General features: G+C 65.5%; 26 protein-coding genes and 1 pseudogene. 15 read left to right on the top strand and 12 right to left on the bottom strand.

Going from position 1 to position 22,296, the window contains the following annotated elements:
* Window positions 1–11: 11 nt before the first annotated feature.
* Together FKV23_RS09640 and FKV23_RS09635 are read left to right on the top strand one after the other, a co-directional pair.
* The gene (locus tag FKV23_RS09640; RefSeq protein WP_141623658.1) at window positions 12–587 is read left to right on the top strand and encodes an NAD(P)H-dependent oxidoreductase; all 576 of its coding nucleotides are present in this window, start codon (window positions 12–14) and stop codon (window positions 585–587) included.
* Window positions 587–1,585 carry an alpha/beta fold hydrolase gene (locus FKV23_RS09635; RefSeq protein ID WP_141623657.1) on the top strand — a complete coding sequence of 333 codons (999 nt, stop codon included), beginning with the start codon at window positions 587–589 and terminating at the stop codon, window positions 1,583–1,585. Before FKV23_RS09640 ends, FKV23_RS09635 begins: the two co-directional genes overlap by 1 nt.
* Before the next feature lie 71 nt (window positions 1,586–1,656).
* Here the strand turns inward: FKV23_RS09635 and ubiM are convergent, their stop codons facing one another.
* From ubiM to FKV23_RS09620, 3 genes are all read right to left on the bottom strand, one after another.
* Window positions 1,657–2,889: a 5-demethoxyubiquinol-8 5-hydroxylase UbiM gene (ubiM, locus tag FKV23_RS09630; RefSeq protein WP_141623656.1), complete on the bottom strand. Its 1,233-nt coding sequence runs from the start codon at window positions 2,887–2,889 to the stop codon at window positions 1,657–1,659.
* A 152-nt stretch (window positions 2,890–3,041) separates the two neighbouring features.
* Complete coding sequence (locus FKV23_RS09625; RefSeq protein WP_141623655.1) at window positions 3,042–3,995, bottom strand: glutathione S-transferase family protein; 954 nt, start codon at window positions 3,993–3,995, stop codon at window positions 3,042–3,044.
* 158 nt (window positions 3,996–4,153) lie between these two features.
* Window positions 4,154–5,365, bottom strand: coding sequence for a S1 family peptidase (locus FKV23_RS09620; protein ID WP_167285141.1), 1,212 nt, complete (start codon window positions 5,363–5,365; stop codon window positions 4,154–4,156).
* 255 nt (window positions 5,366–5,620) lie between these two features.
* Between FKV23_RS09620 and FKV23_RS17515 the strand changes: the two are divergent.
* Window positions 5,621–6,193, top strand: a pseudogene (locus FKV23_RS17515) (right-handed parallel beta-helix repeat-containing protein); the annotation flags it as partial.
* 122 nt (window positions 6,194–6,315) lie between these two features.
* On the opposite strand, the gene FKV23_RS09610 reads toward FKV23_RS17515, so the two are convergent.
* The 3 genes from FKV23_RS09610 to FKV23_RS09600 are packed head-to-tail and all read right to left on the bottom strand — an operon-like array spanning window position 6,316 to window position 10,209.
* Window positions 6,316–7,968 (bottom strand): amidohydrolase family protein, encoded by a 1,653-nt coding sequence (locus tag FKV23_RS09610; protein ID WP_167285139.1) that lies wholly within the window; start codon window positions 7,966–7,968, stop codon window positions 6,316–6,318.
* A 29-nt stretch (window positions 7,969–7,997) separates the two neighbouring features.
* The gene (locus FKV23_RS09605) at window positions 7,998–9,251 is read right to left on the bottom strand and encodes a DUF418 domain-containing protein (protein WP_141623651.1); all 1,254 of its coding nucleotides are present in this window, start codon (window positions 9,249–9,251) and stop codon (window positions 7,998–8,000) included.
* 22 nt (window positions 9,252–9,273) lie between these two features.
* Complete coding sequence (locus tag FKV23_RS09600) at window positions 9,274–10,209, bottom strand: gliding motility protein GldB-related protein (RefSeq protein WP_244243968.1); 936 nt, start codon at window positions 10,207–10,209, stop codon at window positions 9,274–9,276.
* Between the two features lie 238 nt (window positions 10,210–10,447).
* Here FKV23_RS09600 and FKV23_RS09595 point away from each other — a divergent pair, with 238 nt between their 5' ends.
* Complete coding sequence (locus tag FKV23_RS09595) at window positions 10,448–12,127, top strand: ABC1 kinase family protein (RefSeq protein ID WP_141623649.1); 1,680 nt, start codon at window positions 10,448–10,450, stop codon at window positions 12,125–12,127.
* Between the two features lie 252 nt (window positions 12,128–12,379).
* Entirely contained in the window at window positions 12,380–12,928 is a 549-nt protein-coding gene (locus FKV23_RS09590; protein ID WP_141625145.1) for a YdeI/OmpD-associated family protein, read from the top strand.
* Between the two features lie 39 nt (window positions 12,929–12,967).
* Here FKV23_RS09590 and FKV23_RS09585 read toward each other — a convergent pair whose 3' ends face one another.
* From FKV23_RS09585 to FKV23_RS09575, 3 genes are read right to left on the bottom strand one after another with little or no spacing between them, the layout of a single operon-like run.
* Entirely contained in the window at window positions 12,968–13,279 is a 312-nt protein-coding gene (locus FKV23_RS09585; RefSeq protein ID WP_141623648.1) for a DUF6958 family protein, read from the bottom strand.
* A complete protein-coding gene (locus tag FKV23_RS09580) occupies window positions 13,266–13,808 on the bottom strand; it encodes a GFA family protein (protein ID WP_141623647.1) in 543 nt (180 codons plus the stop codon). Before FKV23_RS09580 ends, FKV23_RS09585 begins: the two co-directional genes overlap by 14 nt.
* A 60-nt stretch (window positions 13,809–13,868) precedes the next feature.
* Window positions 13,869–14,504: a glutathione S-transferase family protein gene (locus FKV23_RS09575; RefSeq protein ID WP_141623646.1), complete on the bottom strand. Its 636-nt coding sequence runs from the start codon at window positions 14,502–14,504 to the stop codon at window positions 13,869–13,871.
* Window positions 14,505–14,634: 130 nt separating this feature from the next.
* On the opposite strand from FKV23_RS09575, the gene FKV23_RS09570 reads away from it, so the two are divergent.
* Window positions 14,635–15,132 carry a GFA family protein gene (locus FKV23_RS09570; protein WP_141623645.1) on the top strand — a complete coding sequence of 166 codons (498 nt, stop codon included), beginning with the start codon at window positions 14,635–14,637 and terminating at the stop codon, window positions 15,130–15,132.
* 74 nt (window positions 15,133–15,206) lie between these two features.
* On the opposite strand, the gene FKV23_RS09565 is transcribed toward FKV23_RS09570, so the two are convergent.
* Window positions 15,207–15,692, bottom strand: coding sequence for a YaiI/YqxD family protein (locus FKV23_RS09565; protein ID WP_141623644.1), 486 nt, complete (start codon window positions 15,690–15,692; stop codon window positions 15,207–15,209).
* Window positions 15,689–15,835, bottom strand: coding sequence for a hypothetical protein (locus FKV23_RS17220; RefSeq protein WP_167285137.1), 147 nt, complete (start codon window positions 15,833–15,835; stop codon window positions 15,689–15,691). Before FKV23_RS17220 ends, FKV23_RS09565 begins: the two co-directional genes overlap by 4 nt.
* Window positions 15,836–15,961: 126 nt before the next feature.
* Between FKV23_RS17220 and FKV23_RS09560 the strand changes: the two genes are divergently transcribed.
* From FKV23_RS09560 to FKV23_RS09530, 7 genes are all read left to right on the top strand, one after another.
* Complete coding sequence (locus tag FKV23_RS09560) at window positions 15,962–16,411, top strand: helix-turn-helix transcriptional regulator (RefSeq protein ID WP_141623643.1); 450 nt, start codon at window positions 15,962–15,964, stop codon at window positions 16,409–16,411.
* 45 nt (window positions 16,412–16,456) lie between these two features.
* The gene (locus tag FKV23_RS09555; protein WP_141623642.1) at window positions 16,457–16,867 is read left to right on the top strand and encodes a VOC family protein; all 411 of its coding nucleotides are present in this window, start codon (window positions 16,457–16,459) and stop codon (window positions 16,865–16,867) included.
* Window positions 16,868–16,940: 73 nt separating this feature from the next.
* Window positions 16,941–17,177, top strand: coding sequence for a hypothetical protein (locus tag FKV23_RS09550; protein ID WP_141623641.1), 237 nt, complete (start codon window positions 16,941–16,943; stop codon window positions 17,175–17,177).
* 132 nt (window positions 17,178–17,309) lie between these two features.
* Window positions 17,310–17,735 carry a DUF1801 domain-containing protein gene (locus FKV23_RS09545; RefSeq protein WP_141623640.1) on the top strand — a complete coding sequence of 142 codons (426 nt, stop codon included), beginning with the start codon at window positions 17,310–17,312 and terminating at the stop codon, window positions 17,733–17,735.
* 221 nt (window positions 17,736–17,956) lie between these two features.
* Complete coding sequence (locus tag FKV23_RS09540) at window positions 17,957–18,178, top strand: DUF6289 family protein (RefSeq protein ID WP_141623639.1); 222 nt, start codon at window positions 17,957–17,959, stop codon at window positions 18,176–18,178.
* Window positions 18,179–18,466: 288 nt separating this feature from the next.
* Entirely contained in the window at window positions 18,467–18,847 is a 381-nt protein-coding gene (locus FKV23_RS09535) for a hypothetical protein (RefSeq protein WP_141623638.1), read from the top strand.
* An 88-nt stretch (window positions 18,848–18,935) separates the two neighbouring features.
* Window positions 18,936–19,964, top strand: a complete 1,029-nt coding sequence (locus tag FKV23_RS09530) for a lysyl oxidase family protein (protein ID WP_141623637.1) — start codon at window positions 18,936–18,938, stop codon at window positions 19,962–19,964.
* On the opposite strand, the gene FKV23_RS09525 is transcribed toward FKV23_RS09530, so the two are convergent.
* Entirely contained in the window at window positions 19,961–20,725 is a 765-nt protein-coding gene (locus FKV23_RS09525; protein WP_167285135.1) for a helix-turn-helix transcriptional regulator, read from the bottom strand. The genes FKV23_RS09530 and FKV23_RS09525 overlap by 4 nt on opposite strands.
* A 296-nt stretch (window positions 20,726–21,021) precedes the next feature.
* Here FKV23_RS09525 and FKV23_RS09520 point away from each other — a divergent pair, with 296 nt between their 5' ends.
* Both FKV23_RS09520 and FKV23_RS09515 read left to right on the top strand, forming a co-directional pair.
* Window positions 21,022–21,531 (top strand): nuclear transport factor 2 family protein, encoded by a 510-nt coding sequence (locus FKV23_RS09520; RefSeq protein WP_141623635.1) that lies wholly within the window; start codon window positions 21,022–21,024, stop codon window positions 21,529–21,531.
* A 58-nt stretch (window positions 21,532–21,589) separates the two neighbouring features.
* A complete protein-coding gene (locus tag FKV23_RS09515; RefSeq protein ID WP_141623634.1) occupies window positions 21,590–22,249 on the top strand; it encodes a DUF998 domain-containing protein in 660 nt (219 codons plus the stop codon).
* Window positions 22,250–22,296: the final 47 nt, after the last annotated feature.

Raw genomic sequence — 22,296 nt, 5'->3', positions numbered from 1 at the left:
GAGTCCCCACCATGGCCAGACGCATCCTCCTGCTCCTTGGACACCCCGATGAAGGCAGTACGTACTGCCGCGCGCTCGCGGAAGCATATGCCAGTGGTGCGCTTGCCGCGGGTCATGAGGTCCGCCGGATCGACCTGGCCACGTTCGAGTTTCCGTGGTTGCACAGCAAGGCGGCGTTCACTGGCGCGATTCCGCCTTCTATCGAGTCGGCACAGCAGGACGTGCGCTGGTGCGATCACGTAGTCATCGTGTTTCCACTCTGGCTCGGCATGATGCCGGCGTTGCTGAAGGCGTTCCTGGAGCAGCTGCTGCGTCCGGGCTTCGCTCACGATGTCGCTACCGGTTTCCCGCGCAGGCTGCTGAAGGGACGCAGTGTTCGTGTCTTCGTCACGATGGGCATGCCGGCGATGATCTACCGATGGTTCTATGGCGCGCATGGGGTCAAGGCGCTGAGACGCAACATCCTGGCGTTCTGCGGGTTCGGTCCGATCCGCGAGTGCTTGGTCGGTGCCGTTGAATCTCCCCGGGCCGGAGCGCGCAAGCGCTGGCTCGAAACCGCGACGGGTCTGGGGCGCGCTGGCCGGTGATGAGTCCGCCCACCTCCAGAGGTCTCAACGCCCGATCGGTCACGCGGCTTGCCGCGCTGGCATTGGCCGTCCTGTCGCTGCTGGTCTACATCGATTACCGGAAGGATCTCCGGCAGGCCCAGGCGCGGGTCGCGACCGGCAGCCGGATCGCGGACACGGCATGCGGGCCGATCGAATACGCGGCTGGCGGGCGAGGTCCCGCGGTCATGGTGGTGCACGGCGCGGGCGGCGGGTTCGACCAGGGCATGCTGTTCTCGGACGACCTTGTGGATCAGGGATACCGCGTGATCGCGATGTCCCGGTTCGGTTACCTGCGCACCCCCATGCCGGAAGATGCTTCCGCGGTCGCCCAGGCGGAGGCGCATGCCTGCTTGCTCGATGCACTGAAAATCGACAGCGCGGCGTTGATCGGGGTATCGGCGGGAGCCCCCTCGGCGGTGCAGTTCGCACTGCGGCATCCCGCGCGGACAACGGCACTCGTCCTGCTGGTTCCCGCCATCTACGCGCCGCGTCCGGGAAACGCGCCGCCGTTGAAGACGCCTTCCGGCACGCGCCTGCTGTTCGACACCGCGTTGAGGTCGGACTTCCGGATGTGGGCGGGCTTGAAGGTCGCGCGCCGGAGCATGATCGATTCGATCCTGGCGACGCCTCCCGAGGTCGTGGCGCACGCCAGCTCCAACGAGCAGATGCGCGCTGCGCAATTGCTGGACATGATCCTGCCGGTGAGCAGGCGTCGGGAGGGCCTGATCAACGATGCTGAAGTGACTTCGCATCTTCCCCGTTACGAACTGGAGCGGATCGTAGCCCCGACACTGGCGATCAGCGTCCGGGATGACCAGTTCGGAACGTTCGATGGCGCACGCTACAGCGCCAGCCATATACCCAATGCCCGATTCGTGGGCTTTGAGAACGGTGGGCATGTGTGGATAGGGCACCAGCAGGCAGTCGTGGCCGAGTTGAGCGGGTTCCTGCTCGCTGAAATCCCGCGGCGGGACTGATGTCGGCGCATCGCACACGGCATGTACGTTGTGAACGGGGTTGCGAAAGTAACGAGCTACCCCCGTTTCCGTCAGGACGCCAGCCGCTGCAAGCCCCTCCACATCCGCTGGGCGAGCGGCAGGTCCAGCGGTCCTTCGTCGATCAGGCCGGCGGCCAGCGCACGGCGTAGAGGCGACATGGCAGCGCCGGCACGCAGGATCGCGCGGCGCAACGGCTGCATGCGGCGGCGGTCGTCGGTGAACAGTCCGACCACGGCGCGGGTTCCGAGGTACAGCGGCAGGCTGCCGGCGCGATGACGGTGTTGGTAGCGTGCCAGCAGCGCAGGGTGGGCAGGATCGCCGTGTTGCGCCAGCGAATCGCCCACTGCGTGCGCCAGCCGCTCCACGCTGGCCAGGCCCAGGTTGAAGCCGTGTGCGGTGACCGGATGCATGCCGACCGCAGCGTCGCCGATCAGGGCAAAGCGGGGCGCGACGAAGCGCCGTGCCCAGGTCGCCACCAGCGGGTAGGCGTGGAGGCTGCTGGCCAGGACCATGCTGCCCAGCCGGTGCTCGAAGCGCGTCTCCACCGCCCGCGCGAACTCCGTGGGTGGCAGCGCACACAGCCGCGTCGCTTCCGACCCGGTGACGGTCAGCACCACCGAAGACAGCCGTTCTTCGCGCAGCGGCAGCAGTGCGCGGGTCTGGCCCCGGCCAAACCATTCCCAGGCCGTGCCGTGGTGCGGTTCGTCGTGCGACATGCGGCAGACCAGCATGGTGCGGCCGAAGTCGTGCGACTCCACCGCGATGCCCATCGCTCGTCGGGTCTCCGAGAAGCGACTGTCGGCGGCGACCAGCAACCGTCCTTGCAACACGTGTCCGTCGGCGAGCTGCACGCGCGCACCAGCCTCGTCGGTGGCGACGCCGGTCGCCGTGACGCCAGCGTGGGTGCGGATGGAAGCGCTGCCGCACGCTTCCTTCCAGGCTGCGCTGCGGATCAGGTCGTTGGCGACCAGGCTGCCGAGCTGCGCATGACCGGATTGTCCGGCGTCGACCTTGAAGCCGGCGCCGCTGCTGCCGTCCATCACCCGCGCCATCCGCAGCGGTGCCACTTCGTGTCCGGGAATGTGCTGCCAGACCCCCAACCCGCGCAGGATCCGCATCGAGCCGTGAGTGAGAGCGATCTCGCGCCCGTCGAAAGCGGGATTGGCGATGGAGGCGGCCGGTTGACGCTCCAGGATGTCGATCCGCAATCCAAGCACGGCCAGCGCGCGCGCCAGGCAGAGGCCGGCCGGGCCGGCACCGACGATGATGACGTCTGTGTCCAAGGCATTTTCCGCGAGGGTGTCGCCGGGCAGGCTAGCGCCGCGCGTGCGGCGGGCCCATGATCGAGATCAAGGCCGTCGAAAAAAAGGCCGTGGAGAAGGGCCATGCATGCGCCGGAGGCATTCCGGGCATGGCTTTCCCGTCGTCCCGATTCTCACCCGAAGGCGATCTCCGGCCCCTTCGGCACGATGCCGGTGGGATTGATGTGGCGGTGGCTCTGGTAGTAGTGGCGCTTGATGTGGTCGAAGTCGACGGTCGGGGCGACCGCGGGATGCGCGTACAGACGGCGGGTGTAGGCCCACAGGGCCGGATAGTCCACCAGCCGCCGCAGGTTGCACTTGAAGTGGCCGTGGTAGACCAGGTCGAAGCGCAGCAAGGTAGTGAACAGGCGCCAGTCGGCCTCGGTCAGGGTGTCGCCGCACAGCCAGTGGCTGGCCGACAGCCGCTCCTCCAGCCAGTCGAGCGTGTCGAACACGCCGGTCACCGCCTCGTCGTAGGCCGCCTGGCTGTCGGCGAAGCCGGCTTTGTAGACACCGTTGTTGAGGCCGTCGTAGACGCGCTGGTTGACGGCGTCGATCTCGGCACGCAGTGGAGCGGGGTAGTAGTCGCCCTCGATTGCCCCCGCGTCGTCGAAGGCGCTGTTGAACATGCGGATGATGTCGGCCGATTCGTTGCTGACGATGCGTTGCGTGCGCATGTCCCACAGTACCGGCACGGTCACCCGGCCGGTGTAGTGCGGTTCCGACTTCACGTATATCTGCCAGAGGTTGTCAGCGCCGTGCAGGGGATCGGGGATGACGCCGGGGGCGTCCTTGAAGGTCCAGCCTTCGTCGGCCATCAGCCAGTGGGTGACCGACAGCCCGATCAACGGCTGCAGACCCTTGAGCTGGCGGAAGATCGTGGTGCGGTGGGCCCAGGGGCAGGCGCGGGCGACATAGAGGTGGTAACGACCCGGTTCGGCCTTGAAGCCGCCCTCGCCAGTGGGGCCGGCGCTGCCATCGGCGGTGATCCAGTGGCGGAACACCGATTGCGGACGCTGCAGGCGGCCCTTGTCGTCGATCAGCTTGTCTTTGCCGCTTTCCCAGTTGCCGTCGATCAGCATGCCCATGGTGCGTCCGCATATCTTCGTTGCCGGGTGGTCATTACAAGACAGGCGGCGTGGAGGAGCAGTGACCAACTCGCGGCCAGAGCGATGTGCGTCGCCGTGGTACGAAAAAGCGCCCCGGAACCCCGGGGCGCCCTTGTTTGCAGTTCAGCCGTGAAGGATTACGGGCTGGTCCGCAGGGTCAATCCGTAGGCGCTGAGGATCGAATTGATTGGCGTGTAGTAGCTGTTGCCGCCGCCGGTCCGTCCCTGCCGCCCCTTGCAGCTGCCGCTGCCGCCCGACAGCACGCCCTGGGCCTGGCCGACGCCAGTGATGAAGGAACCGCCGGAATCGCCGCCTTCAGCGCAGGCGGAAGTCCGGGTCAGTCCGGTCACGGTGCCGTCCGGATTGCCGGAGTTGTCCACGTAGGACACGGTCATGTTCTTGCTGAGGATGGAGCCACAACGCCAGCCAGTGGTGCGGCCCGAACGGCAGAGGGCCGCGCCGACCGGGGCTTCAGAGCTGCCGTGCACGGTGACATCGCCCTTGCCGTAGCCGTAGACGTTGGGCGACAGGGTGTGGGTGTTGTCGACCTGGACCCAGCCGCGGTCGGGGCCGGTCTGGTTGCCGTCGGGCATGGCGGAGGCGGCGAACGAACCCAGCCTGACACCGAGTGTCCATTGCGAGACTTCCTGGTAGACGATCTCGCCGGTGTCGCCGCAATGGCCGGCGGTGGCGAAGCCCGGGGTGGAACCCTTGGTTACCGCGAAGCCGATCGAGCAGGCGTACAGGTAGCCGTCGCCGGGCGCGCGCAGGATGCCGCGGCCACCTTCGATGGCGATGCGTCGCTGCGGGGCCTCATTCATGGTCTCGAAACGCACGGTACTGGCATCCACGCCGCTGTGGGCGATGAAGTCGATGGCAGACTCTTCGGCGCCCGGGGCGACGCCCACGACCACGCTGTTGCCGGGCAGATCCACCGACCAGCTGTACACGCCCCTGGGTACCCTGACGCTGCGGGCGAGCTGGCTGTCGAGCTGTCCCTTGGCCGCATTGAGGGCGGCGAGACTGTGACGGGCCTGGCGCGTCTCGATACCGGCAGTGGATTTGACGCCCGCGATCGAGGTGGTTGCGACCACGAAGCCGAACGAGCCGTCGGCCTTGCGCTCCAGCCACGCGCCGGCGAAGTTGCGGCCCAACTGTCGTTGCATGAGCTTTTCCTGCTGCGTGGCCAGGCGCTCGGCCTTGATGTACTGGGCCAGCTGAGTGCCGGACAGGCCCAGGTCGCGCTGCATGGCCGCTTTCAACGCGGGGGAAAGGTCGTCGGCGGCGAAGGCCACCCCGGATACGGCCATGGTGGCGATGGCGAGAACCGACATACTGAACTTGCGCATTCCGAAACTCCTGGGCAAAGAAAAGAAGGGACGTCGACAGCAGTGACGGCAAGTCGGGTGCTGTCGCCATTCACGTACCGACATGGGTAGAGCACCCGGGCATGCCGTGATGCTGAAACGGGCGTTGGTTTGCGTTCCCCTACCTGAGATAGCGGAATTCACTTCACAGTTTCGACTGGCCGGACGCACACCTGATTCCCGTTGCAGGAGAAGAGGGGCGCATATCGCCCTGCATGGGAATACAGGGGAAACAACATGTGCACGACAATAATTCGTTTGCTGCTCGCTGCCGTGCTGATGGCGGCCGGCGGGCAGATGATGCCGGCCAAGGCCGGCGAGACCTACCAGACCTGCAAAGGGTTCATTGACTCGCTGCCCACTACCATCAGTTCCCAGGGAGTCTGGTGCCTGCGCAAGGACCTGAGCACGGCCATCACCAGCGGGTACGCCATCACCATCGCCACCAACAATGTCACCATCGTCTGCAACGACTTCAAGATTGGGGGCTTGGCGGGAGGGCCAGGATCGAGTGCGACGGGCATCTATAGCGATGGCCGCCAGAACGCCGTGATCCGCAACTGCAACATCCGGGGTTTCTACCACGGCGTCCTGATAGTGGGCGGCGCCGGACACCTGGTCGAGGACAACAGGCTGGACAACAACCTCTATAGCGGTATCTGGCTGTTCGATACCGACAACAGCATGGTGAGGCGCAACCGGGTGTACGACACCGGAGGCTATCTGGGTGGCGGCGGTACCTTCGGGATCGCCGCAGATGCGGACATCGTCGACAACACCGTATCAGGCATGTTCACGGATACGGCTGGAGCCAACACGATCGGCATCAGGAGTGGTGGCCGGGGCAGCCAGATCGGCAGGAACCGGGTTGCCGGGCTGATCCCGGGAGCCGACGGCGGGTCTGCCATCGGAATCCTCGCGCAGGGCGGACATCAGACCATAGACGGCAACCGTGTCATCGCAGGCGTACCGGAGGCCGTCGGCCGGGGCATCCAGGCCGTCAGCGAAAGCAACTCGTTCTGCACCGGCAACACCGTCGCTGGATGGGCCTCTCCCGCTGCCAACTCCATCTTCGATTGCCTGGACTCCGGCGGGAACGCCTGGGATTGACTGCACGCCGGGGCGGGGGCTGGCCTCAAGGATTGCTGCCTCTTCGGCAGGGTTGGAGAGCCCCGATCTGGTCTAGAAGCGCTCGCGCCCGCCAACCCGCCCGCGCACCCGATCGAGCAGGGGGCGGGGTCGAACGCCGTGCCGCGCTTGAACACCAGCGTGGGCCGCTCGATGGCAGCGGGCTCGTGGACCAGGTCTCCCGCCAGGATCACGAGATCCGCCTGCAGGCCCGGCTGCACCGTACCGACCTGGTCGGCGATCCCGAGCACCTCGGCGCCGTTCGCGGTCATGATCCGGATCGCTCCTGGCACGTCGAAACCGGCTTCCACCAGCAGTTCGAGATTGCGCTGGTCGCCGAACCCGGGCAGCACGTGGCGCCCGGTGTCGGGACCGGCCACCAGCCTGCCGCCGGCCGCCACGAACATCTTCTCGAAAGCGAGCATCTTGCTGAACAGTGCGGGCTGGTAGGGGCCGTCGTGACTCTCGCGCAGATGCGCCTGTCGAGCGCGATAGGCGTCGATAAGCTCCGGCGACATTGCCGCAAGGGTGCGGCCATCGGCCTGCGGACGATGCGGGAAATGAGTTTCGCCGATCGCCAGCGTGGAGGTCAGCGTCACTTTCTCCCTGACCAGCACCGCGATCAGCCCGGCGACCTCATCGCCGTCCATCTCCAGCCCAGAAAGCGAGGCGCGGTTGGAGACGCAATCGCCCGGGCGCTTGTCCTCGACGAAATCGGTGGCGGCGAGCAGGCCGTGCTCGAGGCTGTCGATTCCCATCCGCGCGGCTTCGGCGAAGGTCAGCGAGCATACGTGGCCGGCGACTTTCAGTCCCAGTGCATGCGCCTGGTCGATCGCCGCCGCGGCGATCTCCGGCTGTACGTGGCGATAGAGCTTGATCCACGTGGCTCCGCGCCCTGCCCATTCGCTGACGAAGGCCCGCGTCTCTTCCGGCGAACTTGGCTTGAACATCGGCGCATTGCCGCCCGGCCCGGTCAGGTAGGGCGCGGAGGGGAAGATCCGAGGGCCCGGCACCGTACCTGCGGCGACCGCCGCGGCAAGCGCGATCTCGCCGTCAGCATCGGCGCTACCCGCAGTGGCGATCGTGGTTACGCCAGAGGCGAGATACAGGCGCGGCGCGGTGTATGCCATGAGCGGCACGCCCGGCATGTGGGTGTGGTTGTGCATCCCGACGATTCCGGGAATGACGGTGTGGCCGGGCAGGTCGAGTCTGTGTGCCGACGCCGGTACCGGTGTCGTCGCCGAATCGCCTACGGCGATGATGCGGCCGTCACCGATCACGACCGTCTGGTCGGGGACCGCTTGGCGGCCGGTTCCGTCGATGAGCAACACGCCCACCAGTGCGACCAGCGGATGGCCGAAGGCGATCGGACTCGGATCAGCACTGGGCTCGTTCGCGGCGGACGCCGCATGTGCGTTGCCCCTCAAGCCGACGCACACAGCCAGCAGCAGCGACATGACGATCGCAGTAGCGATGGGGGGGATTTTCATGCAGTGGCCTCTTTGATCTCATCGTTGCCTGTTCTGGAGGATCTGCGATCGTGTCGCATCGGCTGCATCCGGCCGTAGGTGAGGCTGCGCCACAACCATTCGGCCGGACCAAAGCGGTATCGCTGCAACCACCATGCACCGGCCGCCGCCTGCAGCGGGAAGATGGTCAGCGCAGCGACGCAGACCCCGGCCATCCCGTAGCGCGGGCCAATCCCCAACCCGACCCCATAGAACAGCGCGATGGCCAACACGGTCTGCGCGAGATAGTGGGTGAGCGCCATGCGCCCGATCGGTGCGAACCAGGCGAGCCTGCGCCGCCATGCTGGACGCTGGAACAGCAGTACGAACGCCGACAGGTAGAACAGCGCGAGGTTCAAGGGCGCCAGGTTGCGCAGCATACGCAGAGTCAGCCTGCCGGTTTCCTCCTGCAGCCAGGTCACGGTGGTGGCCAGATCCCGGTGGTCGTGGAGGAACAGCAGCACCATGGTCGCAGCTGCGATCAGCAACGTCGCCCCGCAACTCCACTTCCACAAGCGCAGGTGGTTTGCCGGGTCCTGCAGCATTCCGCTGCTTCCAAGCGCCACGCCAACGAGGAGGCGGCCGAAGACATAGGCGGGAAGAATCCAGACCGCAATCCGCATGCGCAGGTCGCGGGCGAAGTTGCCCTCGAGCATCTCGCTCCAATGCTCACTACCGAACGCGGCCAGAGACTGCGCGGCCGATTCGGCGGAGCTGATCTGCGGCGGCAACAGCGGTGGCAGCACCGGCTGCAGGGCCAGCGGGAGCGCCACCACCACCACTACGCCCGCTACGGCGAGCAATCGCGGCGATACCCTGGCGAACGGCAGCAAGGCCAGCCCAAGGATTGCGTAATAGCGCAGGATGTCGCCCCACCACAGCAGCCATGCATGGGTCAGGCCGATCGCCAGCAGCACGAGCAACCGCCGCACGTAACGCTGTATACGTCCGGGCTGACTGGCGGCGTGCTGCATCTGCATGGCGAAGCCGACTCCGAACAGGATCGAGAACAGAGTGATCGCGGTACCGTCCACCAGCATCGAGGTGGCGACGTCGGCCACGCGGTCGAACGCGGCGCTCGGAAGCGCGTTGCGCTCCGCCTTTGGCAGCAGGCCGTACAGCGACAGGCTTTTGAGGTTGACCAGGAGGACGCCGAACAACGCAAAGCCCCGCAATGCGTCCAACAGCACGAGCCGGCTGTCGCCGGCAGTGGGTTGGGAAAGCTCAGCCACAAATCGCCCCGTTTTTCGTTGGCTACGGGAACCGGATTCCGGGATACCACCCGCTCTCCGCCAGGACGCTCTTTGGGTCCTCCATCCGCAGGATTTCGCGCAGGGCCTGGCGCTTGTCGTCGGCGTTCTGGTAGTAGGCTTTCACGATCCGGTAACCGACCCAGTAGCCGAGGTCGCCCGGGCTTTCCACGCTGCTGTTGTCGAGCCAGTCGCTGAGCTCGGTCTTGCCCATGTCAGCCTGGAACGCGGTTTCGATTTCTTCCTCGCGGCCGCGGGTCAATGCCTCGAAATGCGCATACGCGGTGCTGCCGGAGGTCAGTTCGGCGGCGAACTCGGCAGCGCCTTCCATCAGCGAGCGCTCGAGCACCGTGGGTTGTTCGAGTTTCGCGGCCTCCGGGGCGAGCTGCACGTGCGCATACTCATGCGCGATCACGTGCACGAAGCGGTCCTCCATGTCGGGGTTCATCCACTCGACCGCGCACAGGGCCTCCAGGCCGATCTGCAGGCCGCTGTCGGGATAGCCGATGCCCACCGGCTTGCCGCGACCGACCACGATCGTCACCGGTGGCAGGTTCGTTTCGGGATACAGCGTGGCCAGCTTGCGCAACGCCTGGTCCAGCCGCTGCTTCACCTGCGGCATCACCCGCATGCAGTTGCGCGCCTCTTCGTACAGTTCCGGTCGCGTGTCCAGCGTAGTGGCGATCGCCTCGCCGCTGACCCGGCGGAGCCGGGCGAAGTGGTGCAGACCTTCCGAGCCCTGGTCGAGATACTCGCGCTGAAGTTGCTCGGCAGTGGGCATGCCTCCGGCAGCGTCGTAAATGCGATAGAAGCGTTCCACGTCTTCGATCACCACCGCCGGCGCCACGGTGTCGGCCGTCGTGGGTGCTTGTGCCAGTGCTGCTTGCGCTGGTCCGGCCAGCACGACGAGTGACATCACCAAGGCAAGTGTTCGGTACATCGCGTTCTCCTGGAATTCGCAGGGCATCGGCCGACGGTGGGACGGGCCCGATGATAACGGTCCGCTGAGAGAACTGAAGTCGTAGTCCGTTTCCAAGGGTGTGACGACCTGCGCTGGGTGAAGTGCTCATCGGTGCATCTGCTAGCATCAACCGACACCGGCATTCCAGGGCAGCGCAGCCGGGATTCATGCTCGGGATGCGGGCCCGGCCGGGTGCAGGCAGAGGAGACCTTCGGTCATGTGGGACACCCTGGTCGCAACCCAGGATCTGGGCCGGCTGCACGCGCTGGCTTCGATCCTCATCCGCCATGGTTTCGGCGACCTGGTCCGGCGATTGGGGCTGGCCGGGGCGCTGGCGCGGATGGGCAGGGTGCTGCCGATGGAGCAGTTCGAGGAACTGGTCGCGCTGCCGCCGCATGTGCGGGTGCGGCGGGCGTTGGAGGAAATGGGGCCGTGTTTCGTCAAGCTGGGGCAGGTGCTGGCGACGCGCGTGGACCTGTTTCCGCCGGAATGGATCGCCGAGTTCAGCAGGCTGCAGAGTGCGGCACCGGCTGTAGATTTCGAAGCCATCCATGCCGAGATGTCCACGGCACTTGAAAGTTCGCCGGAATCGGCCTTTCTCTGGCTTGATCCGGTACCGCTGGCGGCCGCATCGATCGCCCAGGTCCACCGCGCCCGTCTGCATGATGGACGCGAGGTCGTGGCCAAGGTGCGGCGCCCGGGCATCCGTCCGATGATCGAGGCCGACCTGCGGCTGTTGCGGTACGCGGCGGGCAAGATCGAAGCGAGATTCCCGGACCTGCGTCGCTTCCACCCGGTTGGCGTGGTGCGCCAGTTCCGCGCCTCGTTGTTGCGGGAACTCGACCTGGCCGCGGAGTGCCGGCACGCCGAGCGTGTTGCCGCAAGCTTCGTCGATGACGAACGGATCGTCGTGCCTGAGGTGCACTGGCCTTTCACCAGCGAGCGGATGAATGTCCAGGACTTCGTCGACGGCATTCCGGTGGCCGACATCGAAGCCTTGGACGCGGCGGGCGTGGACCGCAGGCAGGTCGCGTGCACCGGGGCCCAGGTCGTGCTGAAGATGATGCTGGAGGACGGTTTCTTCCACGCCGACCCGCATCCGGGCAATCTGTTCGTGTTGCCCGGTGGACGCATCGGCGTCATCGATTTCGGCATGGTCGGACGGCTGTCGACGACGCGCCGTGCGGAGGTGGTGAGCCTGCTGTCCGGGCTGGTCGAGCGCGATCCGGACCGGGTGACCGACGTGCTGCTCGAATGGGCGCTGCAACCGGAGGTCGACGAAGAGCAGCTGGCCATCGACATCGACGCCTTCGTCGACAACTACCACGGGGTATCGCTGGGCGATCTCGACCTGGCTGGCATGCTGCTGGACATCACCGGGTTGCTGCGCTCGCACCGTCTTGCGCTTCCTGCGGATCTCGCGCTGTTGATCAAGGTCTGCCTGACGCTGGAAGGGCTGGGACGAAGCCTGGACCCCGACTTCGACATGGCAAGCCAGGCGCGTCCCTTCCTGCGCCGGGCGTTGACCGCGCAGCTGGGTCCCCGTGCGATCGCCCGTCGTGGAATCCACGCCCTGATCGATACCGCCAGCGTGCTGGCGGCAATGCCTAAGGAACTGCGGCGGCTCATGCGCTCGGTCCGCGGCGGCAATGCCAGGCTCCGCCTGCAGATGGAAGATCTTCCGGAGCTCAATCGACAGATCAGCCACTCGGCCAATCGCCTGGCGGGCGGACTGGTGATTGCGGCGCTGATCATCGGTTCGTCGATCGCGATGACGGTAGAGGGTGGGCCGACGCTGCTGGGGCTGCCGTTCTTCGGACTGTTGGGCTTCGTCGGTGCATCGATAGCGGGGATCTGGCTGTTGTGGTCGATCTTCCGAAGCGGCGGCGGGCGGTAGCGGGCAATGGGCAAACGCATCCGGGGAATGGTGCTTGTCAGCGAGCGGGTGGAGAATGGGGATGGGCACGACTTTCTGTGGGCGGAGAGCGCAGGCGAAGGTTTCCGGCTGACGCTCGGCACCGACCCGTGGGGAAAGGCCCGGTTTAGCGTGGTGTCTCCCTGCGTCTGGCGGGATGGCGTCCCCCCACGGGACGCAGAGAATGAAGGGAGTTGAGTCATGGGCAAGTCCGATTCCGATACCATGCCGCGCATGCAAAAGCCTGCTGCCAAGATCCGCTTCAAGGCGAAGCTGCTTCGACCGGCAACGCCGAAGAACGCCACCTGGGCCTTCTTCGTATTACCGAAGGACGCAAGCGCGAAGCTGCCGGCGCGCGGCATGACGACCGTCGACGGCACTCTCGACGGCCACGCGTTCCAGGCCACACTGGAGCCGGATGGCCAAGGCAGCCATTGGCTCAAGGTGACCAAGGCGATGCGTGAGGCGGCCGGCGCCTCGATTGGCGACACCCTCACCCTCGAAATGACGCCGGCGGAAAAGCAGGCCGAGCCCAGTGTGCCGGCGGATCTGCGCAAGGCGCTCGCCGCGGACCCGGCCGCGAAGGCGTTGTGGTCCGAAATCACCACCGTTGCGCGACGTGACTGGATCCAGTGGATCACCTCTGCAAAGAAGGCGGAGACCCGCGAGCGGCGGGTCGCCAGTGCCTGCGACATGCTCGCGTCAGGCAAGCGTCGCGTCTGCTGCTTCGATCGGTCGGGGATCTACGGCAAGGGGCTCTCTGCTCCCGAGGCGGCAGAGTAGCGGAACAGCGGACGGCCATCAGCAGGACGGTAGCTGACCTCAAGCGGTACTTGTGTGCTTGAACAGCCTGACCGGCTTGCCCGATCCGCGCATGATGATGCCCTTGGCCTCGAGGTCCAGCTGTACGGCTTTCAGCCACCATCCGGCCTTTGCGCCGCCAGGGAAGAGATCGTCGGGCAGGGTGGCGAGCAGGGACTCCTTGGCCTGTGCGACCGTGATCCCCGGTGCCGCCTTTGGCAGCGCAACCAGTAGCGCCTTCTTCATCGCCATGTACTTCGCCCGGTCGACGCGCTGGATGTGTCCCGGGGAGGTGATGCTCTGGATCTCGATCTTGTCGTCAGCCTGGGACATCGATTTCTTCCTTTATGGCGATCTTCGGATTGCGGAAGCCCATGCATATCCACGCCTTCAACAGTTTGGCGAAGAACGGCAAGGAGTGGCGTTCGGAATTGGGCACGTTTCCGGGCAGGATCGACGCGTCCGCCAGATCGCCCGTCATGGTTCGCATCTGGAGCGGGGGTAGCGTTCCTGCAGGCCACAGACCGCCATACAGGCTCAACCAATGTCCGGCTTCCAGCTCGAGGAACACCGGCGTGTTGCAGCACCCTGCCACCACGCGTCTGGTGCCTGCCCCGGAGGACAGGCGGAACTCCTTCATCCGTTCGAAGCCTGCGATGAAACGGACGCGGTCCTTCCGGTAGAGGACGAACCGGGTGCCGCCGTGCGGATCGAGCACCGGGCGGGCACCTGCCAGCCGCTCCAGCCGCAGACCGGCTGCCCGGCAACTGTCGCAGCAGCAGTCAACGCTGACGATGGGCGTCTTCTCGACGATCAGTTGGACCTCGCCGCAGGCACAGGCGAGTTGCTGGGTCAGGGACATGCAGGTCCTCCTTTCAGGGGTTTGCTTCAACGACGGATGGACGGGCCCGATTTCGACACGTCAGGCGGACCCTGCAGCCTGGATCTCCGCGAATGCCTGCGCGATGCGCTGGGGCGCCGCCGGGCGTGCGTACATGCGATCCATGTAGGCGCGCAACTGCGGGAAGTCGCCGAGCAGGTCTTCTTCGTTGGCCCAGTCCATCAGGTAGACGGTCACGCAGTCGGCGGCAGTGATGGTGTCGCCGACGATGAAACTGCGGCCTTGCATGTGGCGGTCGAGGATGGTGGCCATCTGCCGGAACTCCTCGCGGGCGAGGTCGATGTCGGCCGGGAGGCGCTTTTCTTCCGGGTACAGGAATGTGTGCTTCACGATGCGCCAGAGCGGTTGCTCCAGTTCGGTCATCGCGAACAGTACCCACTTGTAGACCTGCGCGCGTGCCTGGAGGTCGGGCGGCAGCAGACCCTGTTCGGGATGTTTTTCGGCCAGATACAGGACGATGGCGGCCGATTCGGTCAGGACCAGGTCGCCGTCGACGAGCACCGGGAGCTTGCCGGCAGGATTGAGTCGCAGGAACTCCGGGGTCTGCGCTTCTCCCGCCAGCAGGTCGATGGGAATGAAGTCGAAGTCGACGCCCAGTTCACGCAGCGCCCATTCGGCGCGCAGCGAGCGGGTCGGACCAAGGCCATAGAGCTTCATTGGAGTTCTCCTGTCTGTGGATGTTCTTCCTTGACGAATGGGTGGCGCGAAATTCGACAGGACTCCCCTCGACGCGTCCGTCAGGTGCGAGGCGTTAACGTGACGGCCTCTCCACCACCGGTTCGTAGCCATGCAACTCGAAGGATCCTGCCATTGCGGCCAGGTGCGCTTCCGCTGCCAGGCGTATGCGCCCGTACCGTTTCTGCACTGCTACTGTTCGATCTGCCGCAAGACCGCCGGGGGCAGCGGAGCCGCCATCAACCTGGGGGCCCGCGCCGACACGCTGAAAGTCGAGGGTCGCGAACACCTGGGCGTCTATCGCGCCCGAATCGGCGAGGACGATGAAGAGTGCCGCATCAGCTCCGGGCAGCGACACTTCTGCACCGGCTGCGGCAGCGCGCTATGGCTGTTCGATCCCCTATGGCCGGACCTGGTGCATCCGCACGCATCGGCCATCGACACGCCCCTGCCGCGCGTGCCCGGGCGGGTGCACATCCTGCTGGATTCGAAGGCCAACTGGGTGGAAGTGCCGCGGGGCAAACACGATATCCATCTCGATGGCTTCCCGGAGGAATCGCTCGAGGACTGGCATCGCCGGCATGGGTTGCTGGACGATACGGGAGAGTAGATGCAGCGGCCCCGGCTGGTTCCGTGGCGGAGCGATGTCAGGCAGGGCGATCGCCCGATGGGAGCCCCGCGATGCTAGCCCCGTGTGGCTAGCCAGCGGTCCAGCTGATTGGCGAATGCCTGGCGGTCGCGGGCATTGAACGGCGCGGGCCCGCCGGTCTGAATGCCGGCACCGCGAAGTTCGTCCATGAAGTTCCGCATCGACAGCCGCTCGGCGATGTTGTCGGCGGTATAGCGTTCCCCTCGCGGATTGACGGCGTGGGCGCCGTTCGCGATCACGCGTGCCGCCAGCGGGATGTCCTGGGTGATCACCAGATCGCCGGGACCTGCCCGCTCGGCGATCGCATCGTCGGCAACGTCATAGCCGCCCTGCACCTGCAGGGCGCTGATGTGGCGGGAGGGCGGCGTGCGCAGCCACTGGTTGGCGACCAGGGTGACCTGCACCCGGGTGCGTTCCGCGGCCCGGAACAGGATTTCCTTGACCGGCCCGGGACATGCGTCGGCATCGACCCAGATCCGTGCGGCCCGGATCCGGGCCACAGGCGGGGCCGCGTCGTTCATTCCGATTCGTCGGTGGACGAGGGCGCATCGCCCTTCGCCGCCTCGCGCTCGGCCCGCTTCTTGGCGTCCTTTTCGTCTTTTTTCTTCTGCTTGGCCAGCTCGCGCTGGCGTTTTTCGAACGAGTAGTTGGGTTTCTTGGCCATGGGCACTCTGTGGGTGGACAGGTGGCCAGTGTACGGGAGTGGGGCGAGCTTCGTAGGGCCCCCCGTATACGCCCCGTATGCTGGGCAGGCTTGAGCACATTGGTTTGAAGTGGGACGATCGCGCCCGTGGCCACCACACACACTACGGCGCAACACCTGCGCGACCTTGCCCGGTTGCGCCGCGTCCGTGACCGGATCGACCGGGAATACGCGCGGCCGCTGGACGTCGAGGCGCTCGCCCGTAACGCTGGCATGTCGGCCGGGCACCTGAGCCGCCAGTTCAAGCTGGCCTATGGCGAGTCGCCGTACAGCTACCTGATGACACGGCGTATCGAGCGCGCAATGGCGTTGTTGCGTTGTGGCGAGCTCAGCGTCACCGAGGTCTGCTTCGAGGTCGGATGTTCGTCGCTGGGCACGTTCAGCACGCGTTTCACGGAACTGGTGGGGGTGCCGCCCAGCGTCTACCGGCGCCAGGCGGCGGAGGCGACGGCGGGCATGCCGTCGTGCGTGGCGAAGCAGGTGACGCGGCCGATCAGGAATCGAGAAGCACCGATCTCCAAGCCCGACCTAGCATGACGGCCCCGGCTCGCACCGAGCCCGACTCGAAGAGAGCGTGACGCCATGGACATCACCATCCACTCGACCTTTCTCCCGCACAACGACCCGGCCGCGTCGCTGGCCTTCTACCGCGACACCCTCGGCTTCGAGGTCCGCAAGGATGTCGAATACAACGGGCTGCACTGGATCACCGTCGGCCCGCCCGGCCAGCCCGACACCTGCATCGTCCTGCACCCGCCGGCCGCCACGCCCGGCCTGACTGACCAGGAGCGCCGCACCATCGCAGAAATGATGGCCAAGGGCACTTACGCGATGATCATCCTCGCCAGCGCCGACCTCGACGGCACCTTCGATAGGCTGCAGGCCAGTGGTGCGGAAGTCATCCAGGAGCCCACCGAGCAACCCTATGGCGTGCGTGACTGCGCCTTCCGTGACCCCGCCGGCAATCACGTCCGCATCAACCAGGTGGCCTGAACGAGCCGCATGGCCATGCTGGGCCGTCCGCACGGCCCCGTTCCTTCCATATGCGCTGTCAAGGGAGATTCCAATGAGCTGGAGTAACTGGATCCGACAGTTCCACCGCTGGGTGTCCATGGCATTCACGGTGGGCGTCATTGTCAACGTGGTGGCCGTGTCCACGGCCGGCGGCAAGGAGCCTGCCTTCTGGGTTTACCTGCTGGCATTGGTGCCACTCGCCCTGCTGCTGCTGACCGGTCTGTACCTGTTCGTGTTGCCGTATGCGATCCGGTGGCGCGGAAGGCGGCGGGCCGTCGGGGAAGTGTGAGCGCGAGAAGAAGCACAGGAAGAAACGTGCACGACACGGCGGCAAAGGCCGGAAAAGCGAGCCAGTTGCCTGGCGAACGCATGTGAACGGTGCAGCAACCACGACACGACATCGATGAAGGACCGGAATCCCATGAAGAAGAGCGACATGCAGGAAAAGGCCAACGGGAGTGCTCCCTCCCGGCCGGTTGATGAAGGGGTCAGCGATCCGGGTGATTGGCGGGACCAGATGCTTGCCCGGATCCGGATGCTGATCAGGCAGGCCGACCCTGATGTGGTGGAGGAGGTGAAATGGCGAAAGCCGTCGAACGCGATGCGCGGGGTTCCGGTGTGGTCGCACGATGGGATGATCTGCACCGGCGAGACCTACAAGAACGTGGTGAAGATGACCTTCGTCAAGGGTGCCTCGCTTGAGGATCCCGCGCACCTGTTCAACTCCAGCCTCGAAGGCAATACCCGTCGCGCCATCGATTTCCACGAGGGCGACAGGATCGACGAAAAGGCGTTGAAGGCCCTCATCCGCGCCGCCGTGGCGCTGAACACCTCCAGGGCCGGCTAGCCCGCGGGAGGCGACAACCCGGGCGTATCGCACCGGTCCTCGAACCGCGACCACCGTCACTCCCGGGCCCGGTGCCGGGTCGTTTCGTGCAACCCGTCTCGTCGGCGGGCCGTCGCATGTTGTATTCGTCCCAATCGCCAGCAAGCCTGGCATCGATCCACGGCCCGAGCGGTCGTCGGGTCACCGAGCAGGATATTTCCAAGAGACAAGGAGAACATCGAATGCGCAGGAAACTCGTCATCGGCCTTGGCCTGGCCACCGCACTCGCAGCCGGTACCGCGATCGCCGCTTATGGCAACAACGGCGACATGGGTGTGTTCCTCGATGCGAATGGCAACGTCGTCGGCACCTGGGTGATCGGCTGCGACGGTCAGTTCAGTTATGAGGGCGAACGCACGAAGTCCGCGGTCAAGAACGGCAGCCTGTTCTGCAATCCGCGCTGAGCTGGCGCCACCATGGCTGGACACGAAGGCCGGGGAACCGGCCTTCGTGCTTCCGGATAAAACGCATTCGCCACAGTGAACCGGCCACGCCATGCGTGGCGACGGGAAACGAGGCAATGCAGCGTCCATTTCCTCCTCTTTCGGGGAATTGTCTGCCCGCATCGATGCTGGGACCTTGCAGGTGTCGGCCGTCGCTCGGCGCGTCGACCGCCTGGCAGCGGCGTCGGCTGCCGGATTTCGGCCCCGGGTCGGGCCAACGCCACGACCGGGCTGCGAGGAGATCTGGACATGGTCAAGCAGAAGCAGTGGTTCCTGGCTGTTGCAGTCATCTTGTGCATGGGTGGAGCGGCCTATGCGGCGGACATCGGCAACCTGAGCGGGCAGTCTTGCGGTGACGCGACGGGCACCTGGCACTTCGTCAACAACCAGACCGGTGGCGCAGCCGCGGGCACGCTTGATGCCATGTGGTCGTCCGGGAACGTGTGCAGCGTTTCGGCATCGTCGGTAAACAAGAACAACCAGCACTTCTACTGCATCGCGTCAGGCGCGCTGCTGGGGGCCTCGACAGACCTGCCGGGCAGGCTGGTGCTGTCCGATTTCAGCTGTGGCACGACGCCACCGCCTCCGCCCCCGCCGTGCGATCCGAAGAAGGATCCGGACTGCAAGTGACCGGTAACGACGCCTGTGAGAGTGGGCTCTGCGGAGCCCCTCGATCAGGCGGGGCATATCGATCCATTGGCAATGTTTCGAGGGCTGGATGATGGACCAGATTCACTTTCATGTTCGCAGGCTTTGTCCGTTGGCGCTGGCGATCTGCGCCGTTCTGGCTGCAGGTCCGGCGCTTGCGCAACGGGTCGTCGAGTTGACCCCCAATCTTGTATCGCTGCCGGCCAGCGACTTGTCGCTGGTCACGGACGCGGAGGGTCGGGAGTGGCTGCGCTTCGCCGCCACCAGCTGGAACAACGGACGTGGCCCGCTTGAGGTCGCGGCAGGACCGGTGGAGACCGGTTCGGGCAAGCAGCAGGTCTACCAGGTGGTGTACAGCAGCGATGGCAGTTCGACACTGCATTACTCCGGCTCCATGGAGTACCACGAAGAGCACGATCACATCCATTTCAACGACTTCGCGCTGTATACGCTGCAGCCGTTGAATGCTTCGGGTGGCTCGTCGCGCGCAGGTGCCAAGACCACGTTCTGCATCATGGACAACACGCGGGTCGATACCTCACTTCCGGGCGCGTCGGATACGGCCTTCTACACCAGTTGCAACAAGGAACTGCAAGGCATGTCGGTGGGTTGGGGCGACACTTATGGGGCCCACCTCGATGGCCAGGCATTCGACTTCAGCAATTATCCGGACGGCCTCTACCAGCTCAGGATCGAGATCGACCCGAAGAAACTTCTGGTCGAGGAAAGCAAGTCCGACAATATGTCCTGCCTGCTGTTCTCGGTCACCCGCCCGAGTACCGTGACCGTTCTGGACAGCTCCGGCAATTGCACGGGAGTGACATCGATCACGCCGGACTCGGCCAGGATGGGGACCAGTGTGCAGGTCACCATTTCCGGCTTCGGATTCACCCCGGGCATGAAGGTCCGGTTCGAGGGAGGCAATGGACCACGGCCGGTGGCGAGCGACGTGGTACTGGAATCGGATACCGATACGGTTGATACGATCAGCGCGACGATCACTGTGCCCTACAAGAAACAACCGGGGCGAAAGCCGCTATGGAACCTGCGTGTCGGCGACAGCGTGCTGTTCGATGCCTTCCTCGTGACACCACACTAGCCTGTGACGCACTCGCTGGCCGGGTATAGCGCGACAAGGGTGCGCCGGTTCACGCCGAGTTTGGCGAAGATGTTCTTCAGATGTTTCTTGACGGTGTCTTCCATGATCCCGAGTTCACGCGCGATTTCCTTGTTGGTGAAGCCGCGACGCAGGTGAACGACCACTTCGGCCTCACGCGGGGTGAGCGTTCCGGCGATACAGGCAACCGGCGCATCGTCATTCGCATCGGCATTCCGTTCGACAGCATGCAGCTCCATATGCAGCGCTACGATGGCCCGGGTCATCAACTCGCGCGATAGCCACAATTCGCCCTGGATGACCGCCTTGATCGCCTTGCGGTAGACCTCGGGCGGACTGGTGGCCGGCAGGAAGCCATCGAGGCGGTGGTGCGTCACGTCGCTCATAAGCGTCGACGGCACCCTGTCCCAGGCCAGAAGGATCCTCATTCGCGGGCAGCGTTCGCGAAGCAGGCAAAGAAGTCGGGTGCCGGCGATGTCCAGCCAGTCCTTGTCGAGCAGCAGGATCTGGGGCGCGGTGGGCGCAGCACAGCTGCGCAGGCAGGTATCGCCATCGCATGGGCCGGCCAGCAGACGGATTCCGGGAGTGTCGGCCTGCATCGCGCGTACCGTGGCATGCAACGCGGCACGGCCTGAACAGACCATCACCGTGATGGGTGCGGTACCGGCGGTGGCATTGCACCGTGCATTCGCCCCACGGACGGGGCGAGTGGCCTGCGCCAGGCAGGCATTCTCTGCGTACATCGTCCTCACCTGATGGCGTGGTACCCGGTACCAACGCATGATGGGTTTGATGGCGGACATGCGTGTCTTCGGGAACCTGGGATGGTCTGACGGACTGTGCGAAGGGGTTCTTCCACCTTCCCTCATGGCCCGTACGCGATACCGTCGCAGGAACAAAAACGGGGAGCCATGGAATCCCCAGCTGTTCAAGACCCCGTTGCCCGTGACCTATTTCCCTCTGACGTTTGGGACGATGCAACGCCGTTCGGTTGATTCACTCTGCGATACCGATCGACCACTCCAACCATGGAGAGCCCATGAGCACCATCCCATATCAATCGATCTGGCGCCTGATGCTGGCATCGGCAGTCGCGCTGGCATATCTGGCACCGGCTCAGGCGGATGAAGCCGACGCGGCGCAGAGCGACAGTCTGGCGCAGCGGGTCAATGCACTTGATGCCGAGCTCTTCGCGGCATTCAACGCCTGCGAGGTGGACAGGCAGATGGCGATGCTGGAGGAGGACATCGAGTTCTACCACGACAAGGGCGGCCTGACGCGAGGCAGGAGCGGCATGGAAAGGATGACCCGCGAGCGCTGCGCTTCCCGTCAGGTGCAGCTGCGGCGCGAAATCGTGGAAGGCAGCCTCAAGGTATATCCGGTGCGCGACTATGGCGCGATCCAGGAAGGTATGCACCGGTTCTATCTCACGGAGCAGGGCGGACAGGAGCAATTGATCGAGATCGCCAGGTTCGTGCACGTATGGGAGCAGGGCGATACCGGCTGGAAGATCGTGCGTGCCCTCAGCTACGACCACCGTACGCCCTAGGCGGGAAGTATCCGCTTCGGTGGTGCATTGGACCAGGATTGCAGGCGATACTCCTGTCATGACAGAAACCACTCCCGCACTGTCGCGTCACCTCGGCAGAGCTGCATTGGCCGGCGTGCTCGTGTTCGCCCTGGTCGTTCTGGCAGCGCAGTTCGTTCGGACCGACCTCGACTGGCTGCACACACCGCTGAGTTTCTACCTGCTCGACCCGCATGGCCTGTGGGTGCAGGGTGCGTACTTTGCGCTGGCGGCGGCCATGGTGCTGCTCGGTTGCGGCTGGTACCGGGCGCTGCAGCCGGGCGCGCGAAGTGCCGCGCCGTTGTTGTTGTTCGTATGCGCCGGCGTGGCGCTTGCGGTCACGGCAGTGGCGGAGACTGGCCGCCGTGGAGACCCGATCACGCTCGAATCGCTGGTGCATGGCCTTGCGGCACAGGCGGCGTTCCTGTGCGTGACCGTGGCGATGCTGCTGCAGGCGTGGCGCTTGCGCGGCGATGTTCGTTGGCGTCACCGTTTCGCGGTGGCGTTCGGATTGGCGGCGATCGCGTTCGCGGGGGTGTGGGTGCTTGCCTTGTGGCGCGATGCGCCGCGCGGGTTGCTCCAGAAGGCCGAGATCGCGGCCATCCTGCTGTGGTTGGGAATGGCGGCGAACTGGTTGCGGGCAGGCGCGGCCGGCCCGATACACGTGCAGGCCGGGAAGAGTCGGCTGGAGGTTCCGTAGGGCGAGGAAACCGCCGGACGATCCTACCGGCCGGTGTCGCGCACGAC

The sequence above is a fragment of the Lysobacter alkalisoli genome (genome assembly GCF_006547045.1).
Lineage (GTDB): Bacteria > Pseudomonadota > Gammaproteobacteria > Xanthomonadales > Xanthomonadaceae > Marilutibacter > Marilutibacter alkalisoli.
The sequence above is the reverse complement of the archived record's forward strand: the minus strand, read 5'-3'. Positions and strand labels throughout refer to the sequence as shown.

Excerpts from the sequence above, each read along its gene's own strand:
- FKV23_RS09555 (WP_141623642.1), top strand. The coding sequence starts at position 16,457 with ATGGACATCACCATCCACTCGACCTTTCTCCCGCACAACGACCCGGCC.
- FKV23_RS09565 (WP_141623644.1), bottom strand. The coding sequence starts at position 15,692 with ATGAACGACGCGGCCCCGCCTGTGGCCCGGATCCGGGCCGCACGGATC.
- FKV23_RS09540 (WP_141623639.1), top strand. The coding sequence starts at position 17,957 with ATGCGCAGGAAACTCGTCATCGGCCTTGGCCTGGCCACCGCACTCGCA.
- FKV23_RS09515 (WP_141623634.1), top strand. The coding sequence starts at position 21,590 with ATGACAGAAACCACTCCCGCACTGTCGCGTCACCTCGGCAGAGCTGCA.
- FKV23_RS09585 (WP_141623648.1), bottom strand. The coding sequence starts at position 13,279 with ATGTCCCAGGCTGACGACAAGATCGAGATCCAGAGCATCACCTCCCCG.
- FKV23_RS09640 (WP_141623658.1), top strand. The coding sequence starts at position 12 with ATGGCCAGACGCATCCTCCTGCTCCTTGGACACCCCGATGAAGGCAGT.
- FKV23_RS09595 (WP_141623649.1), top strand. The coding sequence starts at position 10,448 with ATGTGGGACACCCTGGTCGCAACCCAGGATCTGGGCCGGCTGCACGCG.
- FKV23_RS09550 (WP_141623641.1), top strand. The coding sequence starts at position 16,941 with ATGAGCTGGAGTAACTGGATCCGACAGTTCCACCGCTGGGTGTCCATG.
- FKV23_RS09635 (WP_141623657.1), top strand. The coding sequence starts at position 587 with ATGAGTCCGCCCACCTCCAGAGGTCTCAACGCCCGATCGGTCACGCGG.
- FKV23_RS09590 (WP_141625145.1), top strand. The coding sequence starts at position 12,380 with ATGCAAAAGCCTGCTGCCAAGATCCGCTTCAAGGCGAAGCTGCTTCGA.
- FKV23_RS09545 (WP_141623640.1), top strand. The coding sequence starts at position 17,310 with ATGAAGAAGAGCGACATGCAGGAAAAGGCCAACGGGAGTGCTCCCTCC.
- FKV23_RS09600 (WP_244243968.1), bottom strand. The coding sequence starts at position 10,209 with ATGTACCGAACACTTGCCTTGGTGATGTCACTCGTCGTGCTGGCCGGA.
- FKV23_RS09520 (WP_141623635.1), top strand. The coding sequence starts at position 21,022 with ATGAGCACCATCCCATATCAATCGATCTGGCGCCTGATGCTGGCATCG.
- FKV23_RS09570 (WP_141623645.1), top strand. The coding sequence starts at position 14,635 with ATGCAACTCGAAGGATCCTGCCATTGCGGCCAGGTGCGCTTCCGCTGC.
- FKV23_RS09525 (WP_167285135.1), bottom strand. The coding sequence starts at position 20,725 with ATGTACGCAGAGAATGCCTGCCTGGCGCAGGCCACTCGCCCCGTCCGT.
- FKV23_RS17220 (WP_167285137.1), bottom strand. The coding sequence starts at position 15,835 with ATGGCCAAGAAACCCAACTACTCGTTCGAAAAACGCCAGCGCGAGCTG.
- FKV23_RS09610 (WP_167285139.1), bottom strand. The coding sequence starts at position 7,968 with ATGTCGCTGCTGCTGGCTGTGTGCGTCGGCTTGAGGGGCAACGCACAT.
- FKV23_RS09620 (WP_167285141.1), bottom strand. The coding sequence starts at position 5,365 with ATGCGCAAGTTCAGTATGTCGGTTCTCGCCATCGCCACCATGGCCGTA.
- FKV23_RS09625 (WP_141623655.1), bottom strand. The coding sequence starts at position 3,995 with ATGGGCATGCTGATCGACGGCAACTGGGAAAGCGGCAAAGACAAGCTG.
- FKV23_RS09535 (WP_141623638.1), top strand. The coding sequence starts at position 18,467 with ATGGTCAAGCAGAAGCAGTGGTTCCTGGCTGTTGCAGTCATCTTGTGC.
- FKV23_RS09530 (WP_141623637.1), top strand. The coding sequence starts at position 18,936 with ATGATGGACCAGATTCACTTTCATGTTCGCAGGCTTTGTCCGTTGGCG.
- FKV23_RS09575 (WP_141623646.1), bottom strand. The coding sequence starts at position 14,504 with ATGAAGCTCTATGGCCTTGGTCCGACCCGCTCGCTGCGCGCCGAATGG.
- FKV23_RS09580 (WP_141623647.1), bottom strand. The coding sequence starts at position 13,808 with ATGTCCCTGACCCAGCAACTCGCCTGTGCCTGCGGCGAGGTCCAACTG.